We start from the raw sequence: 19,957 nt of genomic DNA on the forward strand, positions 1-19,957 counted from the left end.
TTATTCTGATCTTTTAATAAGGATCTCACGTTTACCAACATGGTTGGCAGGACTGACAATCCGTTCTTTTTCCATTTGTTCAATAATTTTGGCTGCTCGATTATACCCGATGGATAAATGACGTTGAATAAATGAGGTGGAAGCCTTTCCCTCTCTTAAAACAAGATTGATTGCCTGGTTATATAATTCATCATTATTGCCGCCTGAACGTCCATTATTATCTTCCACAGGGTCAACGGTAACATCTTCAACATAAATCGGTTCACCTTGCGTGCGTAAATGCTGAACAACCCGTTCAACTTCTTCATCAGAGACAAAGGGACCATGAATGCGTTCAATACGTCCACCCGCCTGCATGAATAACATGTCTCCCTGTCCCAATAATTGTTCGGCTCCTTGTTCACCAAGAATAGTTCGGCTGTCAAATTTGCTGATTACCTGAAAAGAGATACGAGTGGGGAAATTGGCCTTAATGGTCCCGGTAATTACATCAACGGAAGGACGCTGTGTTGCCATGATAACATGTATTCCGGCAGCTCGAGCCATTTGCGCAAGACGTTGAACGGCAGCTTCGATATCTTTGCCGGCCACCATCATGAGATCAGCCATTTCATCAATGACGATAACGATATAGGGAAAATGTTCAAGGGGAATTTGCTGTTCCTCAAATGTTGGTTTACCAGTTTCAGGATCAAAGCCTGTTTGTATGCGTTTTGTCATGACCTTGCTTTGATTTTTTGCATTGGTTATGCGCTGGTTATAACCATCAATATTCCTGACTCCAAGCTGGGACATAAGACGATAACGTCTTTCCATCTCCCTTACCGCCCATTTCAAGGCAGACAAGGCTTTGTGTGGATCGGTGACAACAGGGGTCAAAAGATGGGGAATACCTTCATATACAGAAAGCTCTAGCATTTTTGGATCAATTAGGATCAAACGGCATTCATCAGGGGATAGGCGATATAATAAGGATAGAATCATGGCATTAACGCCCACTGATTTCCCTGAACCGGTGGTTCCAGCAATTAATAGATGTGGCATTTTTGCAAGATTTGCATAAATTGGCTCACCAAAAATGTTTTTCCCCAAAGCCAGACATAAACGTGCAGAATTTCTGTACCAGTTTTCTGTATTAAGCAGTTCGGAAAAATATACAATTTCACGAATATTGTTGGGAACCTCAATCCCGATGATATTTCTGCCTGGAACGGTGGCAATGCGCACTGATATAACGGAAAGAGAGCGGGCGATATCATCGGACAGGCCAATGACACGAGCAGACCGGATACCTGGAGCCGGTTCCAATTCATATAAAGTTACTACTGGGCCATGTAGAATATTACCTATAGTTCCTTTTACCCCGTAATCATCCAAAATGGTTTCCAGCATGCGAGCATTGGCATGAAGCATTTCAGGTGTAGGTTTATTGCTTTCGTGATTTAAATTGGGTTTTAACAGGGAAAGGGAAGGAAAGGACCAACTGTTTCCTGATTGTTCTTCAAATGAGGGAGGGTAAGATTCAGATGCATTATTGGAAGATACAAAGTGTTCCTTAAGAGGTTTATGAAGCAGGGAAAAAATGCCTTTATTTTTTATGGGCGTAGTTTCCCTTTTTTCATAAGGTTTGTCAGGTTGCCGGGTATCTCCATTTTCTATTGATTCGGTGGGTTTTGTTAATTCTCTCAGAGGTTGTTCGTTTTTATTAACTGTGGTGGATACTGTTGTTTCTTGTTTTGTTATCAAGGACTGCGATGCCGGCCGATAATTATTCTGGGCATCTTCCTGATCGTCCTCCGGGTTGAAAATAGGTGTGTTGTCTGGTGCCAGTGAAGAGGGTTTCTGTTTTTTTGCATAAGGCTGAATGGCATGGGTTGTTTCCCTGACAGAATCCTGATAGGCGGGAGGGGTATAGGTTTGTTCTTCCTTCAGGATATCTGGATTGGATTTAAAAGGCGAATGGTTGTAGGTTCGTGGAGGGACATTAGGAGGGACATTATAAGAATTATTGATATAATGATCAGTTTCTGGTTCGGCAGGTTTAGATTTCCTGAGTAAAGTATAATAGAAAAATTGAAAGATCTTTTTGAAAAAACCTATGATTTTTTTCCATTCCTGTTTTGACAATCCCATTGTTAGAGGGATTAACAGCAAACAAAATATGGCGCTTAAAACCCAGATCAAGATTTTTCCCATAATGCCAAGTGTATCCTGAGCCGCTATCAAAGATGTTCTCGCGATCACGTAACCAATTGATCCCCCCAATCCAGGTGGAATAACAAGCGTAGGAACTTTGTTGCCTGAAAATAGCAGGATGGTAGCCACAATTAGCGCAGCCATGACTGGTATGGCAATAATCATGGCTATAAAACGGATAATTATTCCTTTTAAATATTGAAATCGTATGATGCGCCAACCCCATGCAATAAAAACGAGCACTGGGAAAAAACTGGCTATTCCAACCCATTGAATTAAAATATCTGACAAATGGGATCCAATATAACCGAGCAAGTTGCTGGGAGGCTGGTTTGACGAGGTATTGAATGAAGGGTCATAAGGATTGTAACTGATCAATGCCAGCATAAGTAACAAGGCAAATATCCATAGAATCCAGCCGCTTGCCTGTATCAGCCTTTTACTGAATGAAGATTGAAATTTTGAAGTCGTGTTTTTTCCAATTTTATTCTGGTTAGGCACAGTAATTATCCAAATCCTTACAGGGGTTTATTTATTATTATAGGGTTATAAAACTGAAATATACCTTTGGTTATTTTCTTTTTACCCAAAATTTTAGGCATGTATTTTTGAAATTTCGTTCAGCTAACATATGATAATTATCATTTAGCATAAGATTTTCATCTTGTGCAATTTCTGTAATGATAATGGATCGGGTGGAAAGCCAATTTTTATTTTCTAGCGTCTGAAGTGTATAAGGTATAAGGTTTTTTCGATATGGGGGATCCAAGAAAACCAGGTTGCAGGGGTGTTCAGTTATTGGCAGGGCCTGATAATCACTGTAAATTACACTATTCAAATGGCAATGACAACGGGTCAAGTTTTTTTCTAAAACCTGACGAGTTGATTTATTTTTTTCACAAAAAAAACCTTTTCTTGCCCCCCTGGACAAAGCTTCAATACCCAAGGCACCCGTTCCGGCAAAAGCATCGAGAACAAGGCTGTCCTGCAAAAAATATTGTCCTCCCCATTCTGCATGTATAAGCATGTCAAATAATGTTTGTCTTACACGATCGGCCGTTGGACGGGTTTCCAGACCAGCAGGGGGGTACAAATGTGTACCCTTATATTTACCGGCAATAATTCGCATGTATCTATTTATTTCTGGATAAAGGTATGTGTTTACCCGTTTGTTCTCTAATGACTTTTCCCGAAACCTCATCAAGGCTATTTTTTGGTAATGAACCCAGCTGGAAAGGTCCATAGGCAATTCGGATTAGACGATTAACTTGTAAATCAAAATGTTGCATAACACGTCTGATTTCCCGGTTACGACCTTCCTGTAATGAAACTGTAAGCCAAGCATTCATTCCTTTTTGTGAATCGATTTTGGCAATGATTGGGGAATAGTGTATTCCTTCAACTGTAATGCCATCTTTTAGCTGATCCAGTTTTGCTTGTACGATATGACCAAATACCCGGACCCGATATCGACGCACCCAGTGATTGGAGGGAAGTTCCAGCTGCCTTGCCAGGGAGCCATCGTTGGTGAGTAGTAGAAGGCCTTCACTATTTAAATCCAATCTACCTACACTGATAACACGTGGCATGTTAGGCGGGAGTGCACCGAAAACAGTGGGTCGTCCTTCTGGGTCTTTGTGGGTGGTTATCAGGCCAACAGGTTTGTGATATCGCCACAAACGAGAATGTTCTGGATAAGCAATGAGTTTTCCATTAACATAGACATTGTCATTATTCGAGACAAAGGTGGCGGGTTGGGTGATTTGCTGTTGGTTAATAAAGACTTTACCTTCTGAAACCAGTTTCTCAGCATCTCTTCTGGATGCCACACCTGCACGTGCAAGCCATTTGGCAATGCGTTCTCCTTTTGAAAATGAGAGATTGGGAGAATCAGGATCTGTTTTGGGCATAGGTTCTGGCCTTGGCAATTAGTGCTGAAAATAATTTGCGATCAGTATAATCAACAGCAAATTCAGGATGCCATTGTACACCAACAAAAAAAAACCTTGAAGGATCTTCAATTGCTTCGATAGTGTTATCTTTGGCAAGGGCACTTGGGATCCCTTTTCCTGCAGATTTTATTCCAGATTGATGAAAAGAATTTACCATCCATTTTGTTCGCTTGGTTAAAGAATATAAACAGCTTTTTGGCTGAAGTTGAATGCAGTGACTTCCTTGATAGGGAGAATTTATTTGAATATGGGGAAGGCTTTCAGGCAATTCCGTTTGAATATTTTTATATAATTCCCCTTGGAGAAAAAAGGTCATGTGACAGGCCCCACCTGCAATAGCCAGAATGGGAATGTTTTTTCCCCAAGCATATTGAAGAAGATTTTGTTCAAAGGGATCATGATTTTTTGAAGAGTCGGAAAATTTATTTTTATAAAGGATAAGCCCATCCATTTTGTCAAGAATCATTGATAAATTCTTTTGATTGACTGGAAAAATACCCAACGGAATTCCACCTGCCTCAAGAACACTTGTTTTTAAGTTTCTGTCCAGAATATAGGAACAAATGTTGTGATTATCTGTAAAGGGAATTGTACCACTATCCAGCGTGATGCCAATCAAGGGTAAAGAAGAATTTGTCATACAAGAATCATGGAGGTGGTGAATGTTAAGGGAGAATAAATTGGATAGACGTTTTTAATAAGAAAAAGATATTTTTGTCAAAGTATCTTTTAACTAAAGATGAAAATAGTTCTTCTAATTGAAAGAATTGGTGATTTAGATGACATATTCTATATTCAAAATTTACTATAGAATTATAACATGTATTAATTTTAAGATATGATATCATTATATTCTAAACAATCTTACTGGAGAATGGATCAGGCTCTGCATCTTGCGAGGAAAGCATATCAGCGGGGAGAGATTCCGGTTGGAGCGCTTGTTTTGTCACCGGAAAACAAGATTGTTGCGCAGGCTTTTAATCAGGTAGAGGTGCATCAAAATCCTTTGGCGCATGCCGAAATGATCGTTTTGAAAAAAGCTTGTCTAAAAGTCAAGAGTAAACGGCTTATGGGATATAGTCTGGTCGTTACATTAGAACCCTGTCCTATGTGTGCCGCTGCTGCAATGCATGCTCGGATCGCAAGAATTGTATTTGGAGCATATGATTCAAAAGGTGGGGGAATAGAGCATGGGGCGCGTATATTTTCACACCAGCAAACGATGTATCATCCCGAAATAATAGGAGGTGTTCGGGAGCATGCCTGTCAAAAATTATTAAGAAATTTTTTTATGAATTTACGGTAAAAAATTTTTAATTTTTGCCATAATTGATCATCATATTATTTCTTAAATAATTAATTTTATGTAAAAATAAAGAAATTACGAGGAATTTTATGGATAAATATTCTAAAAAAAAGCAAACGGTTCTAGAGCTTATAAATCATGTTTGTGGAAAAAAAATTAAACAGGGTTTATTGGCTTCTTTAGTGCTGGGCAGTGCAGTCACAGGTTATAATTCAGCCCAGGCAACAGATTTGTTAAAGGATCATTCTGATGCGATCAAGCCGGTAACCTCAACGCAAAATCTGCCTAATTTTGTAAATTTAGTCAAACAGGTCAAACCTGCTGTTGTATCCATTACTTCACGGGTTGTTGTCGGAGACAATGATGATTCAATGATGGGAAATGGATTTCCCAATGGCGATGATAATATGAATCCGTTTCCGTTTCCTTTTCCCTTTCCCATGTTTCCACAACAAATGCCCAAGCAGGTGGCTGAGGCACGTGGATCAGGATTTATCATTTCGCCTGATGGTTATATCGTAACCAATAATCATGTTGTTAAAGGGGCGAAGAAAATAACGATTGCCCTGGAGACTGGTGCGAAATATCAGGCAAAAATTATTGGAAGGGATTCAAAAACAGATTTGGCGTTGTTAAAAATCCAGTCTGAAAAATCTTTGCCATTTATCCAGCTTGGAGATTCAAATGGTATTGAGCCTGGTGAATGGGTAATTGCAGTTGGAGATCCATATGGTTTGGGGGGTACCGTTACCGCAGGGATTGTATCTGCCCGGGGAAGGGATATCGGTGATACTCCTTACGATTCCTTTATCCAGGTTGATGCTCCAATCAATCGTGGAAATTCGGGAGGACCTCTTTTTTCTCAAGATGGTAAGGTTATCGGTGTTAATACAGCAATTTTATCTCCTTCAGGAGGATCAATCGGTATCGGGTTTGCCATTCCATCAAATACGGTGAAAAATGTCGTTACTCAATTGGAAAAGACAGGACATGTTACCCGTGGTTATTTAGGGGTTATGGGCCAGATGATCACACCTTCAATGGTGAAAATGTTAAAATTGCCTCCCTCTGAGCATGGTATTCCACCGAAAGGAGTTTTGATTGCATCTGTTGCAAATAATAGTCCTGCTGAAAAGGCCCAATTGAAGGTTGGGGACGTCATTCTTTCTTTGAATGATAAAAAGGTTGAAAATCCGAGGGATCTTGCCAATCAGGTTGCGGCTATTACTCCAAATACAATGATTGATCTGAATATTTTGCGAAATGGCACGCGGAAAGTTGTAAAGGTTCAGGTAGGTAATCTAAACGAGGATACCAAGAGTAAAAAAACACCAGCGCCTGCTCCTGGCAGTTTGGGTGTCTCCTTATCATTATTAACCCCTGAAATAAGGCAACAGGCTGGTATTGATGAAAAAATCAAGGGGGTAATTGTTACCTCGATTAAAAACGATTCCCCAGCTGATCATGCCGGATTGCAGAACGGTGATGTCATTGTATCCGTTAATAACCAAGATGTTGATAAACCGGAAATGGCGAACCGGTTGATTAGTTCATCTCTAAAAACAGACAAAACTGTTTTATTGAGGATTTTAAGAGATGGCCAGTCCATATTTATCGCTGTCACACTCGGAGATAATGATTAAATCGCAATGATTGTCAGCAAATTAAAAGTGATCGCAAAGTGTTGTTTCTTATTTATAAAGCGAAAAAAACACTTTTTAGAAATTGTTTATATTAATAATTCATAAACAACTTCCAAAAAAGTTAATTATTTATATAAAGGAAGTTATTCCCCTTTTATATTGACACAGGTTTTTCCATAAAAAGGGAAAATACCTGTGGTTTTATAATCAACAGAAGAAACTTTTGTTATGCCTGCCTTCTTTTTGGCAGAATCAATTGATGCATCCCCGCTTGCAACAATACCTAGTAGATTGTGGGCACAACTTGCGCCTTTTTTTGAGGTGACAGTGTGATCAGTTGCTGAAATAGGGCCTTTTACATTACTGATTAAAGCTAGTCCCACGGGTGATTTACCACCCGCACATCCGGCTAGTAATCCCGTGGTTGCTAGTAAAAAAAACAGTTTTTTCATTATAAATCCAATAATATATTAAAATAAGTACTAAAATATGTAATTATTTATTAATAAATTAATTACGGGTTTTTAATAGCGGTTCTTTTATTGAATTTCAATCATAAATATTGCATATTATAAATATAAACATTATGAAATTATTACTGGTTTTGTACAGGATTGATCAATCAAATTGAAGATCATATATAACCGTTCATGAAATTTTATAAATAATTTATTGTTTTTTATGGCTCACCAATTTTATTTCTGTACAAATATATTTTATTTATCGTAATTTTTTCGAATATGTATTATATAAAGCCAGCCTTCATTTTTATGAATCTGCATAATGTATAATATTTCTAAAAAACTATTAAAGAAATTAAAATCCTTATTTACAGTTCATGAGCCTTTTATAGGATTTGTAGATGAATTGAGTGATTCATATGCATATGGTTGGGTATGTAATCAGGATTTTCCTAATCAGCGTTTGATTTGTGAAGCAATTTTGCAGAAGACAAATGAAATACTGGTCTCTTCTGTAGCTGATAAATTGCATTATGAAACGATTAAAGAAATTGGAGATGGGAGCTGTTATTATGCATTCTATATGAAATTCCCACGTGTACTCAGTGTGAAAGAGCATGAAAATGTTGTTATTCGAGTAAAAAATTCAAATTATAAAATACCTTTTGCATCAAATATTAGATTGGAATTTCAACCATTTGTACATATGGCAATGGATATTGTTAATAATTGTAACTTACGCTGCCCATTCTGTTTGTATGATTATACCTCGACAAATAAAACATATTTTATGAGTGAAGAGGTTATAGAGTCAGCTTTACGTTTTTTGCCTTATATTCGGAACAGTGAATTTTGGTTTTCATGTCTGCATGAACCTACTCTTCATCCCAAATTAAAGGATTATATAGAGAAGGTTCCTGAAATTTATAGAAATAAAATTTTTTTTACAACTAATCTGGCCAAGAGAATGTCAGATCAGTTTTTTAATTGGCTTGTTAATTCCGGGATAGATCATATCAATATTTCTCTTGAATCCTTTGATTCTGTAATTTATGAACAATTGAGAAAAGGTGCCAAACAATATGTTTTTTTGGAAAATATGGAGAAGTTGAAAAAAGCGGTCCTGACATCTGTTCATCCAATTAGAATACAATTTATAGTCATGGCATATCAGTCTAACTTGAAAGAATTGCCAGATTTATTTAATAGGCTTGTTAAGGATTATAATGCTTCTAAAGTGGAAATTCGCAATACATTCGATACCCCTTATCTTTCAAAGGATTTCAAAGAGAGAGAATTTTTAAATGATAGTGATTGGGTGAATTTAAGAAGGTTGTGTAAGACCTTGCCAAATAATGACAAGTTATTTTTTTTACAGGATCTTCAGGTTGAAGAGGCAGATCAAAGGAAAATATCAGTAAATAGATTTGTCGGTCAATTTATGCTTAGATTATCATGGGATGGTCATCTAAAGGTATTTGTTGAGGCCTATTCAAATATACAGGGAAAAAAAGTGGAGAGAAATATCTTTGAAACTAATATAAAAGATATTATTAATATTCATGATTTTTATGATCAGTTAATTGAAATAAGTAATAATATGATAATAAAAAAATAAATTATATCAATTTGATGAATAGTTTTATTTATGATTATCAAATTATTATTAATATTTTGAATGATTTATTTATAGGATTGATTCAATAAATTGTATGAACAAGGTAAATGAATGATCAATTCAATTATGATGGTCAGTATAGGTGGGGCTTTGGGCTGTCTGTTGCGCTGGTGGTTGGGGATTGCCTTGAACGCTTTTTTTCCTTATTTACCTCTTGGAACTTTGGCTGCCAATTGTCTTGCTGGTTATTTTATTGGTATTGCCGTGGCAATTTTTGTGGTAATTCCAGTCCTGCTACCATGGCGCCTCTTCATTATTACGGGTTTTTTGGGTGGTTTATCAACCTTTTCATCTTTTTCTGCAGAAGTTGTTCTTTCCATGCAAGAAGGGCGTTTTATGTGGGCAGGAATTATAGTGTTTACGCATCTTATTTGTTCAATAGGATTGACCATTCTCGGAATTGCAACGGTTTATATGATGAGATCTTGTTTTCATTGATTGTTTTGCATTCATTTTGTTTACTTCAACTCATTCGTATGATTAGGTAGATTTACTTGAATGGGAAAGCGCAATAGAAGGATAAATTTAAATGAAAAAAATTATTGTAATGATTTTCGGTATGGGGTTATTGGGGGCAGGAATAAATTCAGCTTTTGCCCAAGATTCAAAAAGTAAAGCTCCTTTTGATGAATCAATATGGCGTGTTGAACATTTAAGTCATCAAAAAACATTTATTAAATCCTATCAAAATGATCAGAAATTCACATATTTAAGTTTTAATCCTTATACACATCGAATTAATGGAAGTGGTTTATGTAATAAATTTCTTGGATTTTTTCAAAACAATGGAAACCAAATTACAATCAGTAAAATTGAACGTCAGCAAAATACCTGTTTGGATCCCCAGGTTAATGCGCAGGATGAATTTTTCTTTGACAAGTTAAAATTGGTTAAATCAGTTTCCATTGGTGGAAAATATCTAAGGTTGCTTGATGAAAATAATAAGATATTAATAACCGCAAAATATTTTAAATAATGATAACAAAAGGATGAATGGGTGATTATTTATTCGAATGAGGCAGAGGATCTTAACACGCCAACAGGCTTGATGCGTTGTCATATTTTCCGACCTGTCAAAGAGGGAAAATATACGGCGATCATATTTTACTCCGAAATTTATCAGGTAACTCAGCCAATTCGTCGTTTGGCATCTTATATAGCAGGGCAGGGTTATATTGTTATTGTTCCAGAAGTCTATCATGAATATGAAAATCCAGGTGTTGCCTTGGAATATGATAAGGAAGGAACGAATCGGGGTAACTGTTTGAAATTTGAAAAACCTGTTTCCGCTTATGATTCCGATACGACGTCAGTTATTGAATGGTTAAAAACCTATCCTTATTCTAATGGCAAGATTGGATCAATGGGGGTATGTTTAGGAGGGCATTTAGCGTTAAGAGCTGCCCTGAACCCTGAAATATCAGTAGCTGTCTGTTTTTATGCCACCAATGTGCATGATGCCACCCTTGGTAAGGGGCAAAGGGATGATACCTTGAAACGATTTAAGGATATCAAGGGAAAGGTTATGTTTACATGGGGAAAACAGGATCCCCATATCCCTTTTGCGGGTCGGCAATTGATTCGTGAAGCCCTGGAAAAAGCAGAGGTTCAGTATGAATGGCATGAATTCAATGCCCAGCACGCTTTTTTAAGGGATGAAGGGCCACGCTATGATCCCGCCCTGTTTCAAACGTGTATGGGGCTTGTCATTCGGTTTTTAATGGATTCTTTTTAGATTGTTGTCGATATAAAGTAACGTATGAATGATATTTAAATTTACGTTACTTTAATTTTTAATATTATTTTTCCTCTTTGAGGTATGCTTCAACAGGACCGTTGAGTTTCATGCTCATGGGCTTGCCACTGCGTGTCAATGTATTGCCGATGGATACCTTGACCCATTGTTCGCTCAGACAATATTCAATAACATTATCTTTTTCCACTCCTTTAAAGCGAATACCAACTCCACGGTTTAAAAGCTCTTCATTATAGTATGGGCTTTGTGGATCGGCAGAAAGGCGATCGGGAAGCACGTCTGACATTTTTAGGTTTCCTTGTTGTGATTTTAGCGATAAGTTTTTAACTTATTACAAAAAAATGATTCGGCCTGACAAGCAATTTTGCTATTGAAGATTTTAATGGCTGAAAAGGGCATGAACAGATGGAGATAATAAAGTGCGTGGATTTGGCATGAACAGATGGAATAGGTTGTTAGTAAATACGATATTGTTTCATGTCGGAATGATCGGTTGTGCAGGAACTTTTTTTCCAGGTCTTGCCCAGGAAAGTCAAACTTTAAACAATCAAGTTCTCATGCGTTATCCAACTTTACATGGGAATAAAATTGTTTTTTCGGCACGGGGTAATCTTTGGCAGGTTTCAAAATCAGGTGGAACGGCTGTTCGGTTGACTTCCGAACAGGGTGAGGATTTGATGCCGAGATTTTCACCGGATGGTCAATGGCTAGCTTTTACAGGAAGCTATCAAGGCAATAGAGACGTCTATCTCATGCCCGCTGCGGGTGGAGAGGTCAAACGATTAACCTATCATTCTGACATTGTTGCTTCTGCACCGGAACGTTGGGGGCCTGATAATATGGTTGTCACCTGGACACCGGATTCGAAATCAATCGTATTTTTATCTCGTCGCAATGCGTGGAACAGCTGGATGAGTTTGCCTTTTTCCGTATCCATAAAAGGTGGTCTGCCAAAAGCGCTTCCCCTGGATCGTTCTGGATTTTTAAGTTATGATTGTGATGGAAAAAAAATTGCTTATACCCGTATCTATCGTGATTTTCGAACCTGGAAACGTTATGATGGTGGTCTGGCACAGGATATTTATATTTATGATTTTGATACAAAAAAACTGGAACAAATAACTCATTGGAAAGGCACAGATACCATTCCGATGTGGTATCAGGACAAAATTTATTTTTTATCTGACAGGGATGCCAATCGACGCGTTAATTTATGGGTTTATGACAAAACGACAGGAAAAAAACGCCAGGTAACGCATTTTACCGATTATGATATTGATTTTCCGTCATTGGGTGATCAAGGCATTGTCTTTCAACAGGGCGGTCATTTATACGTGCTTGATCTTCCATCGGAGCACCTGCATGAAATCCATGTTATTGTACCGGATGATGGTATAAAAATCATGCGTCGTTATGTGTCTTTGACTGATGATGTACGTAAAACTGATTCTGCCCAACAATCTGATTTCTCGATTGCTCCAAATGGAAAACGGGCCGCTTTTGCCGCAAGGGGAAATATATTCACCGTTCCTGTTGAAAATGGAGCTATCCGAAATTTGATTAATGCAAGTAATGTAGATGCAGATCATCCCGTCTGGTCACCGGATGGGAAATGGATCGCCTATACAACAGATAGTGATGGTGAACAGAATATTGCTGTTCGTCCATCTCTGGGAGGTGCCGAACGGCTTTTAACCCATTTCAAGTCAGGTTATTATTATGCTCCGCATTTTTCTCCGGATGGAAAACAGCTTGCCTTTTCAGATGGCAACCATAATTTATGGACAGTTGATTTTGAGGGTAAATCCGTAAAAAAAATTGCTACCGATATTCATGCGGAAATACATGATTTTAGTTTTTCTCCTGACAGTCATTGGTTGGTTTATAGTTTAACGCAATCCAATCAGCAACGGGCAATTTGGGCTTATAACTTTGCTACGAATAAGATTGTTCAGCTAACATCCGGAAACAATAATGATTATTTGCCATTATTTTCTGCTGATGGAAAATATTTATATTTTGTTTCCAATCGTCATGAAAATACTGTTTTTGCTGACAATGAGATGAACGCCATGACGGTTAAAAGCGCGGGAATATATGTGGCAACCCTACAGGTTGCAACCCCATCCTTATTCGCCCCTCGTTCTGATGAGGGAATTACAGATAAAGATAGGGTTATAAGAGAGAAGAATAGAAAAACGATCTCTTCAATTCAGATCGATGAAAAAGGATTGGAAGATCGAATTGTTCCCCTACCAATTGAAGGTGGCATGATTACAGATATGCAGATTGCAGGGGATAAGGTTTATTACTTGATGAGTCCTCCACAAACGATTTCTAGTGAATTTCCGGGTGAAAAACCTGCGTTGCATGTTTATGACATTAAACAGAGAAAAGATACCATAATTGAACAGGGTATTCAGAATTATAGTCTTTCGTATGACGGTCAGAAATTTTTATATAACAAGAATAACCAGTGGGTTATTAGTGATGCCAAGGAAAAACATACGGAAGATAAATCATTAAAGCTTGAATCATTAACAAGTTTTGTCATTCCATCTGAAGAGTGGCGGGAAATGTTTGATAATGCCTGGCGTCTACAGCGTGATCTTTTCGTTAATCCCCAAATGAATGGACAGAACTGGCATGAAATTCATGATCGTTATGCCAAATTATTGCCATTGGCTGGATCAAGATCGGATATCAATTATCTTATTGGTCAGATGGTTGGAGAAATCGGCAATTCACATACATATGTTGGAGGTGGAGATCAACAGAATTTGATAAAAATAGTTCCTACAGCCTTATTGGGGGTTGACTTTGCTTATGATGCACAGAAGCAGCGTTATTATTTGGCAAAAATATATTCCGGGGATAATAGTCGCAAAGCCTATCGCAGTCCTTTATCGGAACCCGGATTTAATATTCATGCAGGTGATTATCTGTTAAGGGTAAATGGTCAAGAGGTAAAAAGTGATATCAACCCTTACCGGTTTTTTGTCGGGCTCGAAAATCCTGTTCAACTCTCTTTTGAGGATCGGCAAACAAAAGCCATGAAAAATGTAACAGTCAATACGATTAAAAGTGAACTGTCATTAAGAGAGAAAGACTGGATTGAACATAATCGTCGACTGGTTGATCGTTTATCAGGTGGAAAAATAGCCTATATTTATCTTTCAGATATGGAAGAGCTTGGATTGCAGCAGTTTATTCGTCAGTTTTATGCCCAGCTGGATAGACAGGCAGTTATTATTGATGATCGCTGGAACGGTGGTGGTTTTATCGATGAAATTCTTCTTGAGCGTTTAAGGAGAATTTTGGTGGGAATGACCACGAACCGTGAAAAAATGGCTCATTCCTTGCCTGAACAGTTGATTGTTGGACCTAAGGTTACGTTAATCAACCAGTATTCTGCATCTGATGGTGATATCTTTCCTTATTATTTTCGTAAATATGGTTTGGGTAAACTGATTGGCAAGCGGACCTGGGGTGGCGTACGTGGTATTCGCGGTTTTTGGTCTCTAAGGGATGGGGGGTATATTACTATTCCAGAAGAAAGCTTGTATGGATTACAATCAGAATGGATTATTGAAAATCACGGGGTCGATCCAGATATTGAAATTGAGAATACTCCAGATGAATTACAGCATGGGCATGATAGACAATTGGAAACGGCAATAGATTATTTGCTAAAAGAGTTAAGGGATCATCCTGTATCTATGCCTCAGTCTCCTTCCTGGAAAACCGCTTATCCTGAGAACGGTATCCCCTTTAACAGGAAATAGGGTTCAAACTGTATGGTATCTTAATATAAGCCATACAGTTATCATTTTTAGAGTTTATATAAGCAGTAAGAAGAGATAACAGCCGTCACATTGATTTTTGAACATTCAAAATGTTGAAAGATCGTTAGTCTTTTAAAAAAGTTTGATGCAGTTTAATAATCTGGTATCCGGAAGCCAAAGTACAATGATCCAATTTTTTACCTTGTTGTACGGGACATTGATACCAATGATAATTTTTATAAAATAACCCATAACCATCTTCTATATTACAGGATTTTTCTAAACTACCTGCAACTATTGGACATTTTTTATATATATTTTGTTTATTTATGAAAAAATAACCATCAGCAGGGGCGCAGTTGATAGTAACAACACCATTTTCCAGCCAGCATCGTTTATATTGGGCGACAGCTTTACAGGTAAACAGGATATTTAGGCTAATTCCAGCAATTATGGTTACAGCCAAAGAGCGCAGATGAAAGATCATTTATCTTTCCAGTTGAGTATTAATAGGTAAGTGATCGCAGTCATTATTGTAAGGACTGGTTTTAACCATTTTATAGGGCTATAGTTTTTTTTGAAAGATTTGAAAGAATAAATTTAAAAGGGCTTTCAAAATGAGTATAAAACAAAATAAATTAATTTTTATGGCCTGCTGTACTGCCTTGTTATTATCGACTGGTACAGCTAAAGCAATCGGTTTAAAGTTTTCCAATCCTCAGCCACATCAGAAAATTAAGGCTGGGAATCAAGAAATTCATTTGATTTATGACCATGAATTTGATCCTTTCCGCAGTCGTTTGTTGTTGATAAATCAATCTGGACAACCTGATTTGATTCCCGCAACAACTGCTTTAAATCACAGGGAAGTTAAAACATCATATCCGTTAAAAGCGGGGCAATATATCTTGCAATGGCATGTTTGGAATTGGAAGGGGGAGGAAAGTACAGGTGAAATTCCTTTTGAGGCTGTTAATCCCTGATTTTGTTCATTCTATTGCCAATCGTAAACCTGCCCCAGCAGCAAGTGGGCAAAAAGGTAGAGCAATAGCAAAACATGCCCCGAGTAATTGAAGATTGGGTAGGAATGCGAGATTATTTAATTTTGCATCAATAAGCATGGTGCCAAAAATAAGGACGGGGGTTAACAAGGGAAAAGTTAATAAAGGGAGCAAAAAAGAGTTTTTCTTGGCTCCAAGGGCAATAGAATTTGTCATTCCCCCAACAAGAGATTGACAGGCGGTTCCAAGTGAAAGACTGATAATAAAAATGGGCAGGATTGATATGGGTAAGTTATATAAAATTGTTAAGGGGATACTGGCGCAGAGAAGAGGGATCCCTGTACATAACCAGTGGCCTGTCATTTTGGTGAAAGCCAAGGTAGAGGGAGATATTCCAAGCAAAAAAAATTGATCTAGGGATCCATCCTCATAATCTTGCTGGAATATGCGTTCCATAGGCAACAAAGCGGCCAACAGGGCGCAAACCCACAAAATGGCGGGGGCTATTTGCTGAAGTCTTTGAGGTTCTGGTCCAAGCGCAAGTGGGAAAAGAGTCGATGTCAAAATAAAAAACAGGATTGTTCCAACGGTATCACTGGCATGCCGGAAAGAAAGTAATATTTCTCGTTGTAAAAGAAGAATGAAAGGCATGGGAATGATCTCTTAATGTAAGGAAGGGAGTGAAAGATTAAGAGATCTTGCGTTGATCAACGGAAGATCTGTATGTGTACTGACTAAAATCATGCCACCGTTTTTTTGAAAGGAGGCAAATATTTCAGCAAGATTGATCATGTTTTCTCTATCCAACCCAACGGTTGGTTCATCTAGCAACCAAATTGTTGCAGGTTTAAGCAAAATGCGAGCCAGAGCTGTGCGACGTTTTTGACCAGCAGATAATAATCGAACGGGAGTATCAATTAAATGGTATAAATTAAATTTTTTCAAACAATCGTGAAGATTGGTTTTGTAAAATTTTGAATATAACTGCAGGTTCTCTCTCACAGTCATAATTGGTTTTAAGGCGTTTGAATGACCCAACCAGGCAATAGTTTGAAGATAATTTTCATAAATTTCATGATGTTCAAAGATGTTTCTGGAATTCCATAAAACATTACCTGAATCTGGTTTTCTGAACCCTGCGAGAATTCTTAATAACGTACTTTTGCCAACGCCATTTGGACCATGGATACAGAGACTTTCCCCTGCAGATAGAGAAAAATTGATATTGTTCAGGACCAGTTTTTCATTTCGAAATGTGGTTAGATTGACAATAGATACGGTCATGAAAAGGGTTTCAAAAATGATTTTAAGTTACAAAAGTACACTGTTTAGTGAAATTGTAAAAGCCCATGAATAATTGCTTTTATGATATTCAAGATATAATAAGTATAGTGTAATTGGCGAGATAACAAATATAAAATGTTGTTTATACACGATTATCTAACGACATAATTTAAGGATATCATTATGAAACTGATTGGTCAGGATAATTTAAAAACATGTAAAACGTTGGAAGTCGATGGAAAAACCTATCATTATTTTTCACTGGTTGAAGCAGAGAAAAAATTGGGTAATTTTCGTCGTTTACCAAATACCTTAAAAGTATTGCTGGAAAATGTTTTACGCTTTGAAAATGGTCAATCTTTTACGGTAGACAATGCCAAGGCAATTATAGAATGGCAAAAGAATCATCATAGCCAGTCCGAAGTGCCTTTTCGTCCTTCCCGTATTTTGATGCAGGATTTTACAGGGGTTCCAGCTGTTGTCGATTTGGCTGCCATGCGTGAAGGAATGACCCAGTTAAAAGGTGATCCGCAAAAGGTTAATCCACTAATTCCGGTAAATCTGGTGATTGATCATTCTGTAATGGTCGATAAATTTGGATCTGATGCGGCACTGAAAGAAAATATAACGCTTGAATTTGAACGAAACGCTGAGCGGTATGCTTTCCTTCGTTGGGGACAAGAAGCGTTCAAAGGTTTTTCTGTTGTTCCACCTGATACTGGAATTTGTCATCAGGTTAATTTGGAACATATTGCTAAGGTTGTTTGGCTTCGTGATGAAGATGGAAAAACCTATGCCTATCCAGACACTCTTTTTGGAACAGATTCTCATACAACAATGGTCAACGGATTGGGTGTTCTTGGCTGGGGTGTTGGAGGTATCGAAGCTGAAGCAGCCATGTTGGGGCAACCGATTACAATGTTAATACCGGATGTTATCGGCTTCCGGTTAACAGGAAAATTGGCAAAGGGTGTAACTGCAACAGATCTTGTTCTGACAATTACACAGATGTTACGTAAGAAGGGTGTTGTTGGCAAGTTTGTTGAATTTTATGGTCCGGCTTTGGATCATTTACCACTTTATACACGAGCTACAATTGCAAACATGGCACCTGAATATGGTGCAACATGTGGGTTTTTCCCGGTTGACCAGCAAGCTTTGGATTACCTCAAATTAACCGGTCGTGACGATCATCAGATTAAGTTGGTGGAAGCTTACCTTAAAGCACAGGGTATGTTCCGTGAAGCGAATGCGGAAGAACCAGAATTTACTGATACTTTGGAACTGGATATTGGTAACGTTGTTCCCTCTATTTCAGGACCTCGTCGTCCACAAGATCGTATCAGCCTCAGCGATGCAACCTCTGCATTCGTCAAAGAGCTGTCTTCAGGATTCCATGTTGAAGGTAAAGATCAAGATGTCGCTTGTGCCGTTGCCGGTAAAGATTTCAAACTCGAACATGGTTCAGTTGTAATTGCGGCAATTACTTCATGCACCAATACCTCTAATACGGAAGTGATGATTGCTGCTGGTTTATTGGCAAAAAAAGCACATGCTTTGGGATTGAAGCGGAAACCTTGGGTTAAAACGTCTCTTGCACCTGGTTCAAAAGTTGTTACTGAATATTTAGAAAAGGCCGGGTTAATTCCATCTCTTGATGCGCTTGGATTCAATATTGTTGGATATGGTTGTACAACCTGTATCGGAAATTCTGGTCCTCTGGCACCAGAAATTGTTGATACTATCGAAAATAACAATTTGGTGGCAACAGCAGTTCTTTCGGGAAACCGTAACTTTGAGGGACGTATTTCTCCAAACGTTCGCGCAAACTATCTGGCAAGTCCACCGTTGGTAGTCGCTTATGCTTTATTGGGAACCTTGCGTAAGGATATTACAAAGGATCCTATTGGTGTTTCCAAGGATGGTAAGGAAATTTATCTACATGATATTTGGCCTTCAACAGAGGAAATCAAAGAGGTAATGGCAGCAGCGATTACGCGTGAAGAATTCCGTAAGGGATATGATAATATCAGTAAAGGTACGGTTGAATGGCAGAGATTGGCTGTGGCAACTGGATCTCAGACTTATGATTGGGATTCAAAATCAACCTATGTTCGTAATCCTCCCTATTTTGAAGGAATGAAGCAGCATCCTGAAGCCCGTCATGATATTAAAGGGGCAAGAATATTGGCGTTATTAGGGGATAATGTTACAACAGATCATATATCTCCAGCTGGTTCCATTCGTAAAGATTCCCCTGCCGGCAGATATTTGACTGAACATGGAGTCAGGGTAGAGGACTTTAACTCGTATGGTTCACGTCGTGGTAATCATGAGGTCATGATGCGTGGCACTTTTGCCAATATCCGTATTCGTAATGAAATGGTTCCAGGAGTTGAAGGTGGATATAGCAAGCATTATCCTGATGGTAAGGAAGGGGCAATCTATGATGTTGCCATGGAATACCAAAAAGAAAATACACCATTGGTTGTTTTTGGCGGTAAAGAATACGGAATGGGTTCCTCCCGTGACTGGGCGGCAAAAGGTACGACGTTGTTGGGAGTAAAAGCCGTTATTGCTGAAAGTTTTGAACGTATTCATCGTTCTAATCTTGTTGGAATGGGTGTATTGCCACTCTTATTTGAAGAGGGTACAACACGTAAAACGTTGGGATTGAAGGGTGATGAAAAAATCGATATTTTGGGTATCGAAACTTTAAAACCGCGTCAAAAAATGATTATGAGAATAACTCGCAATGATGGTTCACATCAGGATATTCCTGTGATCTGTCGTGTTGATACACAAGAAGAGGTAGAATATTATCGTAATGGTGGCATTTTGCCTTATGTTCTCAGACTAATGGCCTAAGTCTTAAAATCTGTTTTAAAGTGTAAG

General features: G+C 38.1%; 18 protein-coding genes. 9 read left to right on the top strand and 9 right to left on the bottom strand.

Annotation, left to right across the window (positions count from 1 at the left end; all coding sequences use genetic code 11):
- The 4 genes from H3R33_RS06955 to H3R33_RS06970 form a co-directional block, all read right to left on the bottom strand.
- Positions 1–2,697, bottom strand: a complete 2,697-nt coding sequence (locus tag H3R33_RS06955) for a DNA translocase FtsK 4TM domain-containing protein (RefSeq protein ID WP_347401049.1) — start codon at positions 2,695–2,697, stop codon at positions 1–3.
- Positions 2,698–2,767: 70 nt separating this feature from the next.
- A complete protein-coding gene (gene rsmD, locus H3R33_RS06960) occupies positions 2,768–3,325 on the bottom strand; it encodes a 16S rRNA (guanine(966)-N(2))-methyltransferase RsmD (protein WP_110439128.1) in 558 nt (185 codons plus the stop codon).
- Positions 3,326–3,329: 4 nt separating this feature from the next.
- Complete coding sequence (locus H3R33_RS06965) at positions 3,330–4,106, bottom strand: pseudouridine synthase (protein WP_198185049.1); 777 nt, start codon at positions 4,104–4,106, stop codon at positions 3,330–3,332.
- Entirely contained in the window at positions 4,087–4,788 is a 702-nt protein-coding gene (locus H3R33_RS06970; RefSeq protein WP_198185048.1) for a gamma-glutamyl-gamma-aminobutyrate hydrolase family protein, read from the bottom strand. Before H3R33_RS06970 ends, H3R33_RS06965 begins: the two co-directional genes overlap by 20 nt.
- A gap of 234 nt (positions 4,789–5,022) precedes the next feature.
- Here H3R33_RS06970 and H3R33_RS06975 point away from each other — a divergent pair, with 234 nt between their 5' ends.
- Both H3R33_RS06975 and H3R33_RS06980 read left to right on the top strand, forming a co-directional pair.
- On the top strand, positions 5,023–5,454 hold the full coding sequence (locus H3R33_RS06975; protein ID WP_198185047.1) for a nucleoside deaminase: 432 nt from the start codon (positions 5,023–5,025) through the stop codon (positions 5,452–5,454).
- An 89-nt stretch (positions 5,455–5,543) separates the two neighbouring features.
- On the top strand, positions 5,544–7,097 hold the full coding sequence (locus tag H3R33_RS06980; protein ID WP_198185046.1) for a trypsin-like peptidase domain-containing protein: 1,554 nt from the start codon (positions 5,544–5,546) through the stop codon (positions 7,095–7,097).
- Positions 7,098–7,240: 143 nt separating this feature from the next.
- On the opposite strand, the gene H3R33_RS06985 is transcribed toward H3R33_RS06980, so the two are convergent.
- Positions 7,241–7,549, bottom strand: coding sequence for a TRL-like family protein (locus H3R33_RS06985; protein ID WP_155567399.1), 309 nt, complete (start codon positions 7,547–7,549; stop codon positions 7,241–7,243).
- 331 nt (positions 7,550–7,880) lie between these two features.
- Between H3R33_RS06985 and H3R33_RS06990 the strand changes: the two genes are divergently transcribed.
- From H3R33_RS06990 to H3R33_RS07005, 4 genes are all read left to right on the top strand, one after another.
- Entirely contained in the window at positions 7,881–9,176 is a 1,296-nt protein-coding gene (locus tag H3R33_RS06990) for a radical SAM protein (RefSeq protein WP_198185045.1), read from the top strand.
- Positions 9,177–9,287: 111 nt separating this feature from the next.
- Complete coding sequence (gene crcB, locus H3R33_RS06995; protein ID WP_110439121.1) at positions 9,288–9,674, top strand: fluoride efflux transporter CrcB; 387 nt, start codon at positions 9,288–9,290, stop codon at positions 9,672–9,674.
- 91 nt (positions 9,675–9,765) lie between these two features.
- Positions 9,766–10,212 carry an META domain-containing protein gene (locus H3R33_RS07000; protein WP_122124129.1) on the top strand — a complete coding sequence of 149 codons (447 nt, stop codon included), beginning with the start codon at positions 9,766–9,768 and terminating at the stop codon, positions 10,210–10,212.
- 21 nt (positions 10,213–10,233) lie between these two features.
- A complete protein-coding gene (locus tag H3R33_RS07005; protein WP_198185044.1) occupies positions 10,234–10,971 on the top strand; it encodes a dienelactone hydrolase family protein in 738 nt (245 codons plus the stop codon).
- A 64-nt stretch (positions 10,972–11,035) separates the two neighbouring features.
- Here H3R33_RS07005 and H3R33_RS07010 read toward each other — a convergent pair whose 3' ends face one another.
- Positions 11,036–11,278: a DUF3297 family protein gene (locus tag H3R33_RS07010; protein WP_198185043.1), complete on the bottom strand. Its 243-nt coding sequence runs from the start codon at positions 11,276–11,278 to the stop codon at positions 11,036–11,038.
- A 133-nt stretch (positions 11,279–11,411) separates the two neighbouring features.
- On the opposite strand from H3R33_RS07010, the gene H3R33_RS09235 reads away from it, so the two are divergent.
- Complete coding sequence (locus H3R33_RS09235) at positions 11,412–14,777, top strand: S41 family peptidase (RefSeq protein WP_198185042.1); 3,366 nt, start codon at positions 11,412–11,414, stop codon at positions 14,775–14,777.
- 124 nt (positions 14,778–14,901) lie between these two features.
- Here the strand turns inward: H3R33_RS09235 and H3R33_RS07020 are convergent, their stop codons facing one another.
- On the bottom strand, positions 14,902–15,264 hold the full coding sequence (locus H3R33_RS07020) for a hypothetical protein (RefSeq protein ID WP_155568589.1): 363 nt from the start codon (positions 15,262–15,264) through the stop codon (positions 14,902–14,904).
- 130 nt (positions 15,265–15,394) lie between these two features.
- Here H3R33_RS07020 and H3R33_RS07025 point away from each other — a divergent pair, with 130 nt between their 5' ends.
- Entirely contained in the window at positions 15,395–15,760 is a 366-nt protein-coding gene (locus H3R33_RS07025; RefSeq protein WP_198185041.1) for a copper resistance protein CopC, read from the top strand.
- A 6-nt stretch (positions 15,761–15,766) separates the two neighbouring features.
- Here the strand turns inward: H3R33_RS07025 and ccmB are convergent, their stop codons facing one another.
- Both ccmB and ccmA read right to left on the bottom strand, forming a co-directional pair.
- Positions 15,767–16,429 carry a heme exporter protein CcmB gene (gene ccmB / locus H3R33_RS07030; protein ID WP_155569685.1) on the bottom strand — a complete coding sequence of 221 codons (663 nt, stop codon included), beginning with the start codon at positions 16,427–16,429 and terminating at the stop codon, positions 15,767–15,769.
- A gap of 12 nt (positions 16,430–16,441) precedes the next feature.
- Positions 16,442–17,062, bottom strand: a complete 621-nt coding sequence (ccmA, locus tag H3R33_RS07035) for a heme ABC exporter ATP-binding protein CcmA (protein WP_155569684.1) — start codon at positions 17,060–17,062, stop codon at positions 16,442–16,444.
- Between the two features lie 183 nt (positions 17,063–17,245).
- On the opposite strand from ccmA, the gene acnA reads away from it, so the two are divergent.
- Positions 17,246–19,930 carry an aconitate hydratase AcnA gene (acnA, locus tag H3R33_RS07040; protein ID WP_198185040.1) on the top strand — a complete coding sequence of 895 codons (2,685 nt, stop codon included), beginning with the start codon at positions 17,246–17,248 and terminating at the stop codon, positions 19,928–19,930.
- The last annotated feature ends 27 nt before the right edge of the window (positions 19,931–19,957 follow it).

Source organism: Commensalibacter sp. B14384M2, from assembly GCF_016101865.1.
Lineage (GTDB): Bacteria > Pseudomonadota > Alphaproteobacteria > Acetobacterales > Acetobacteraceae > Commensalibacter > Commensalibacter melissae.

What these genes read in the sequence shown, in the direction of transcription:
- acnA (WP_198185040.1), top strand. Translation starts at nt 17,246, where the DNA reads ATGAAACTGATTGGTCAGGATAATTTAAAAACATGTAAAACGTTGGAA.
- H3R33_RS06990 (WP_198185045.1), top strand. Translation starts at nt 7,881, where the DNA reads ATGTATAATATTTCTAAAAAACTATTAAAGAAATTAAAATCCTTATTT.
- ccmA (WP_155569684.1), bottom strand. Translation starts at nt 17,062, where the DNA reads ATGACCGTATCTATTGTCAATCTAACCACATTTCGAAATGAAAAACTG.
- H3R33_RS06985 (WP_155567399.1), bottom strand. Translation starts at nt 7,549, where the DNA reads ATGAAAAAACTGTTTTTTTTACTAGCAACCACGGGATTACTAGCCGGA.
- H3R33_RS07020 (WP_155568589.1), bottom strand. Translation starts at nt 15,264, where the DNA reads ATGATCTTTCATCTGCGCTCTTTGGCTGTAACCATAATTGCTGGAATT.
- ccmB (WP_155569685.1), bottom strand. Translation starts at nt 16,429, where the DNA reads ATGCCTTTCATTCTTCTTTTACAACGAGAAATATTACTTTCTTTCCGG.
- crcB (WP_110439121.1), top strand. Translation starts at nt 9,288, where the DNA reads ATGATCAATTCAATTATGATGGTCAGTATAGGTGGGGCTTTGGGCTGT.
- H3R33_RS06975 (WP_198185047.1), top strand. Translation starts at nt 5,023, where the DNA reads ATGGATCAGGCTCTGCATCTTGCGAGGAAAGCATATCAGCGGGGAGAG.
- H3R33_RS06980 (WP_198185046.1), top strand. Translation starts at nt 5,544, where the DNA reads ATGGATAAATATTCTAAAAAAAAGCAAACGGTTCTAGAGCTTATAAAT.
- H3R33_RS07010 (WP_198185043.1), bottom strand. Translation starts at nt 11,278, where the DNA reads ATGTCAGACGTGCTTCCCGATCGCCTTTCTGCCGATCCACAAAGCCCA.
- rsmD (WP_110439128.1), bottom strand. Translation starts at nt 3,325, where the DNA reads ATGCGAATTATTGCCGGTAAATATAAGGGTACACATTTGTACCCCCCT.
- H3R33_RS07000 (WP_122124129.1), top strand. Translation starts at nt 9,766, where the DNA reads ATGAAAAAAATTATTGTAATGATTTTCGGTATGGGGTTATTGGGGGCA.
- H3R33_RS06970 (WP_198185048.1), bottom strand. Translation starts at nt 4,788, where the DNA reads ATGACAAATTCTTCTTTACCCTTGATTGGCATCACGCTGGATAGTGGT.
- H3R33_RS07025 (WP_198185041.1), top strand. Translation starts at nt 15,395, where the DNA reads ATGAGTATAAAACAAAATAAATTAATTTTTATGGCCTGCTGTACTGCC.
- H3R33_RS06965 (WP_198185049.1), bottom strand. Translation starts at nt 4,106, where the DNA reads ATGCCCAAAACAGATCCTGATTCTCCCAATCTCTCATTTTCAAAAGGA.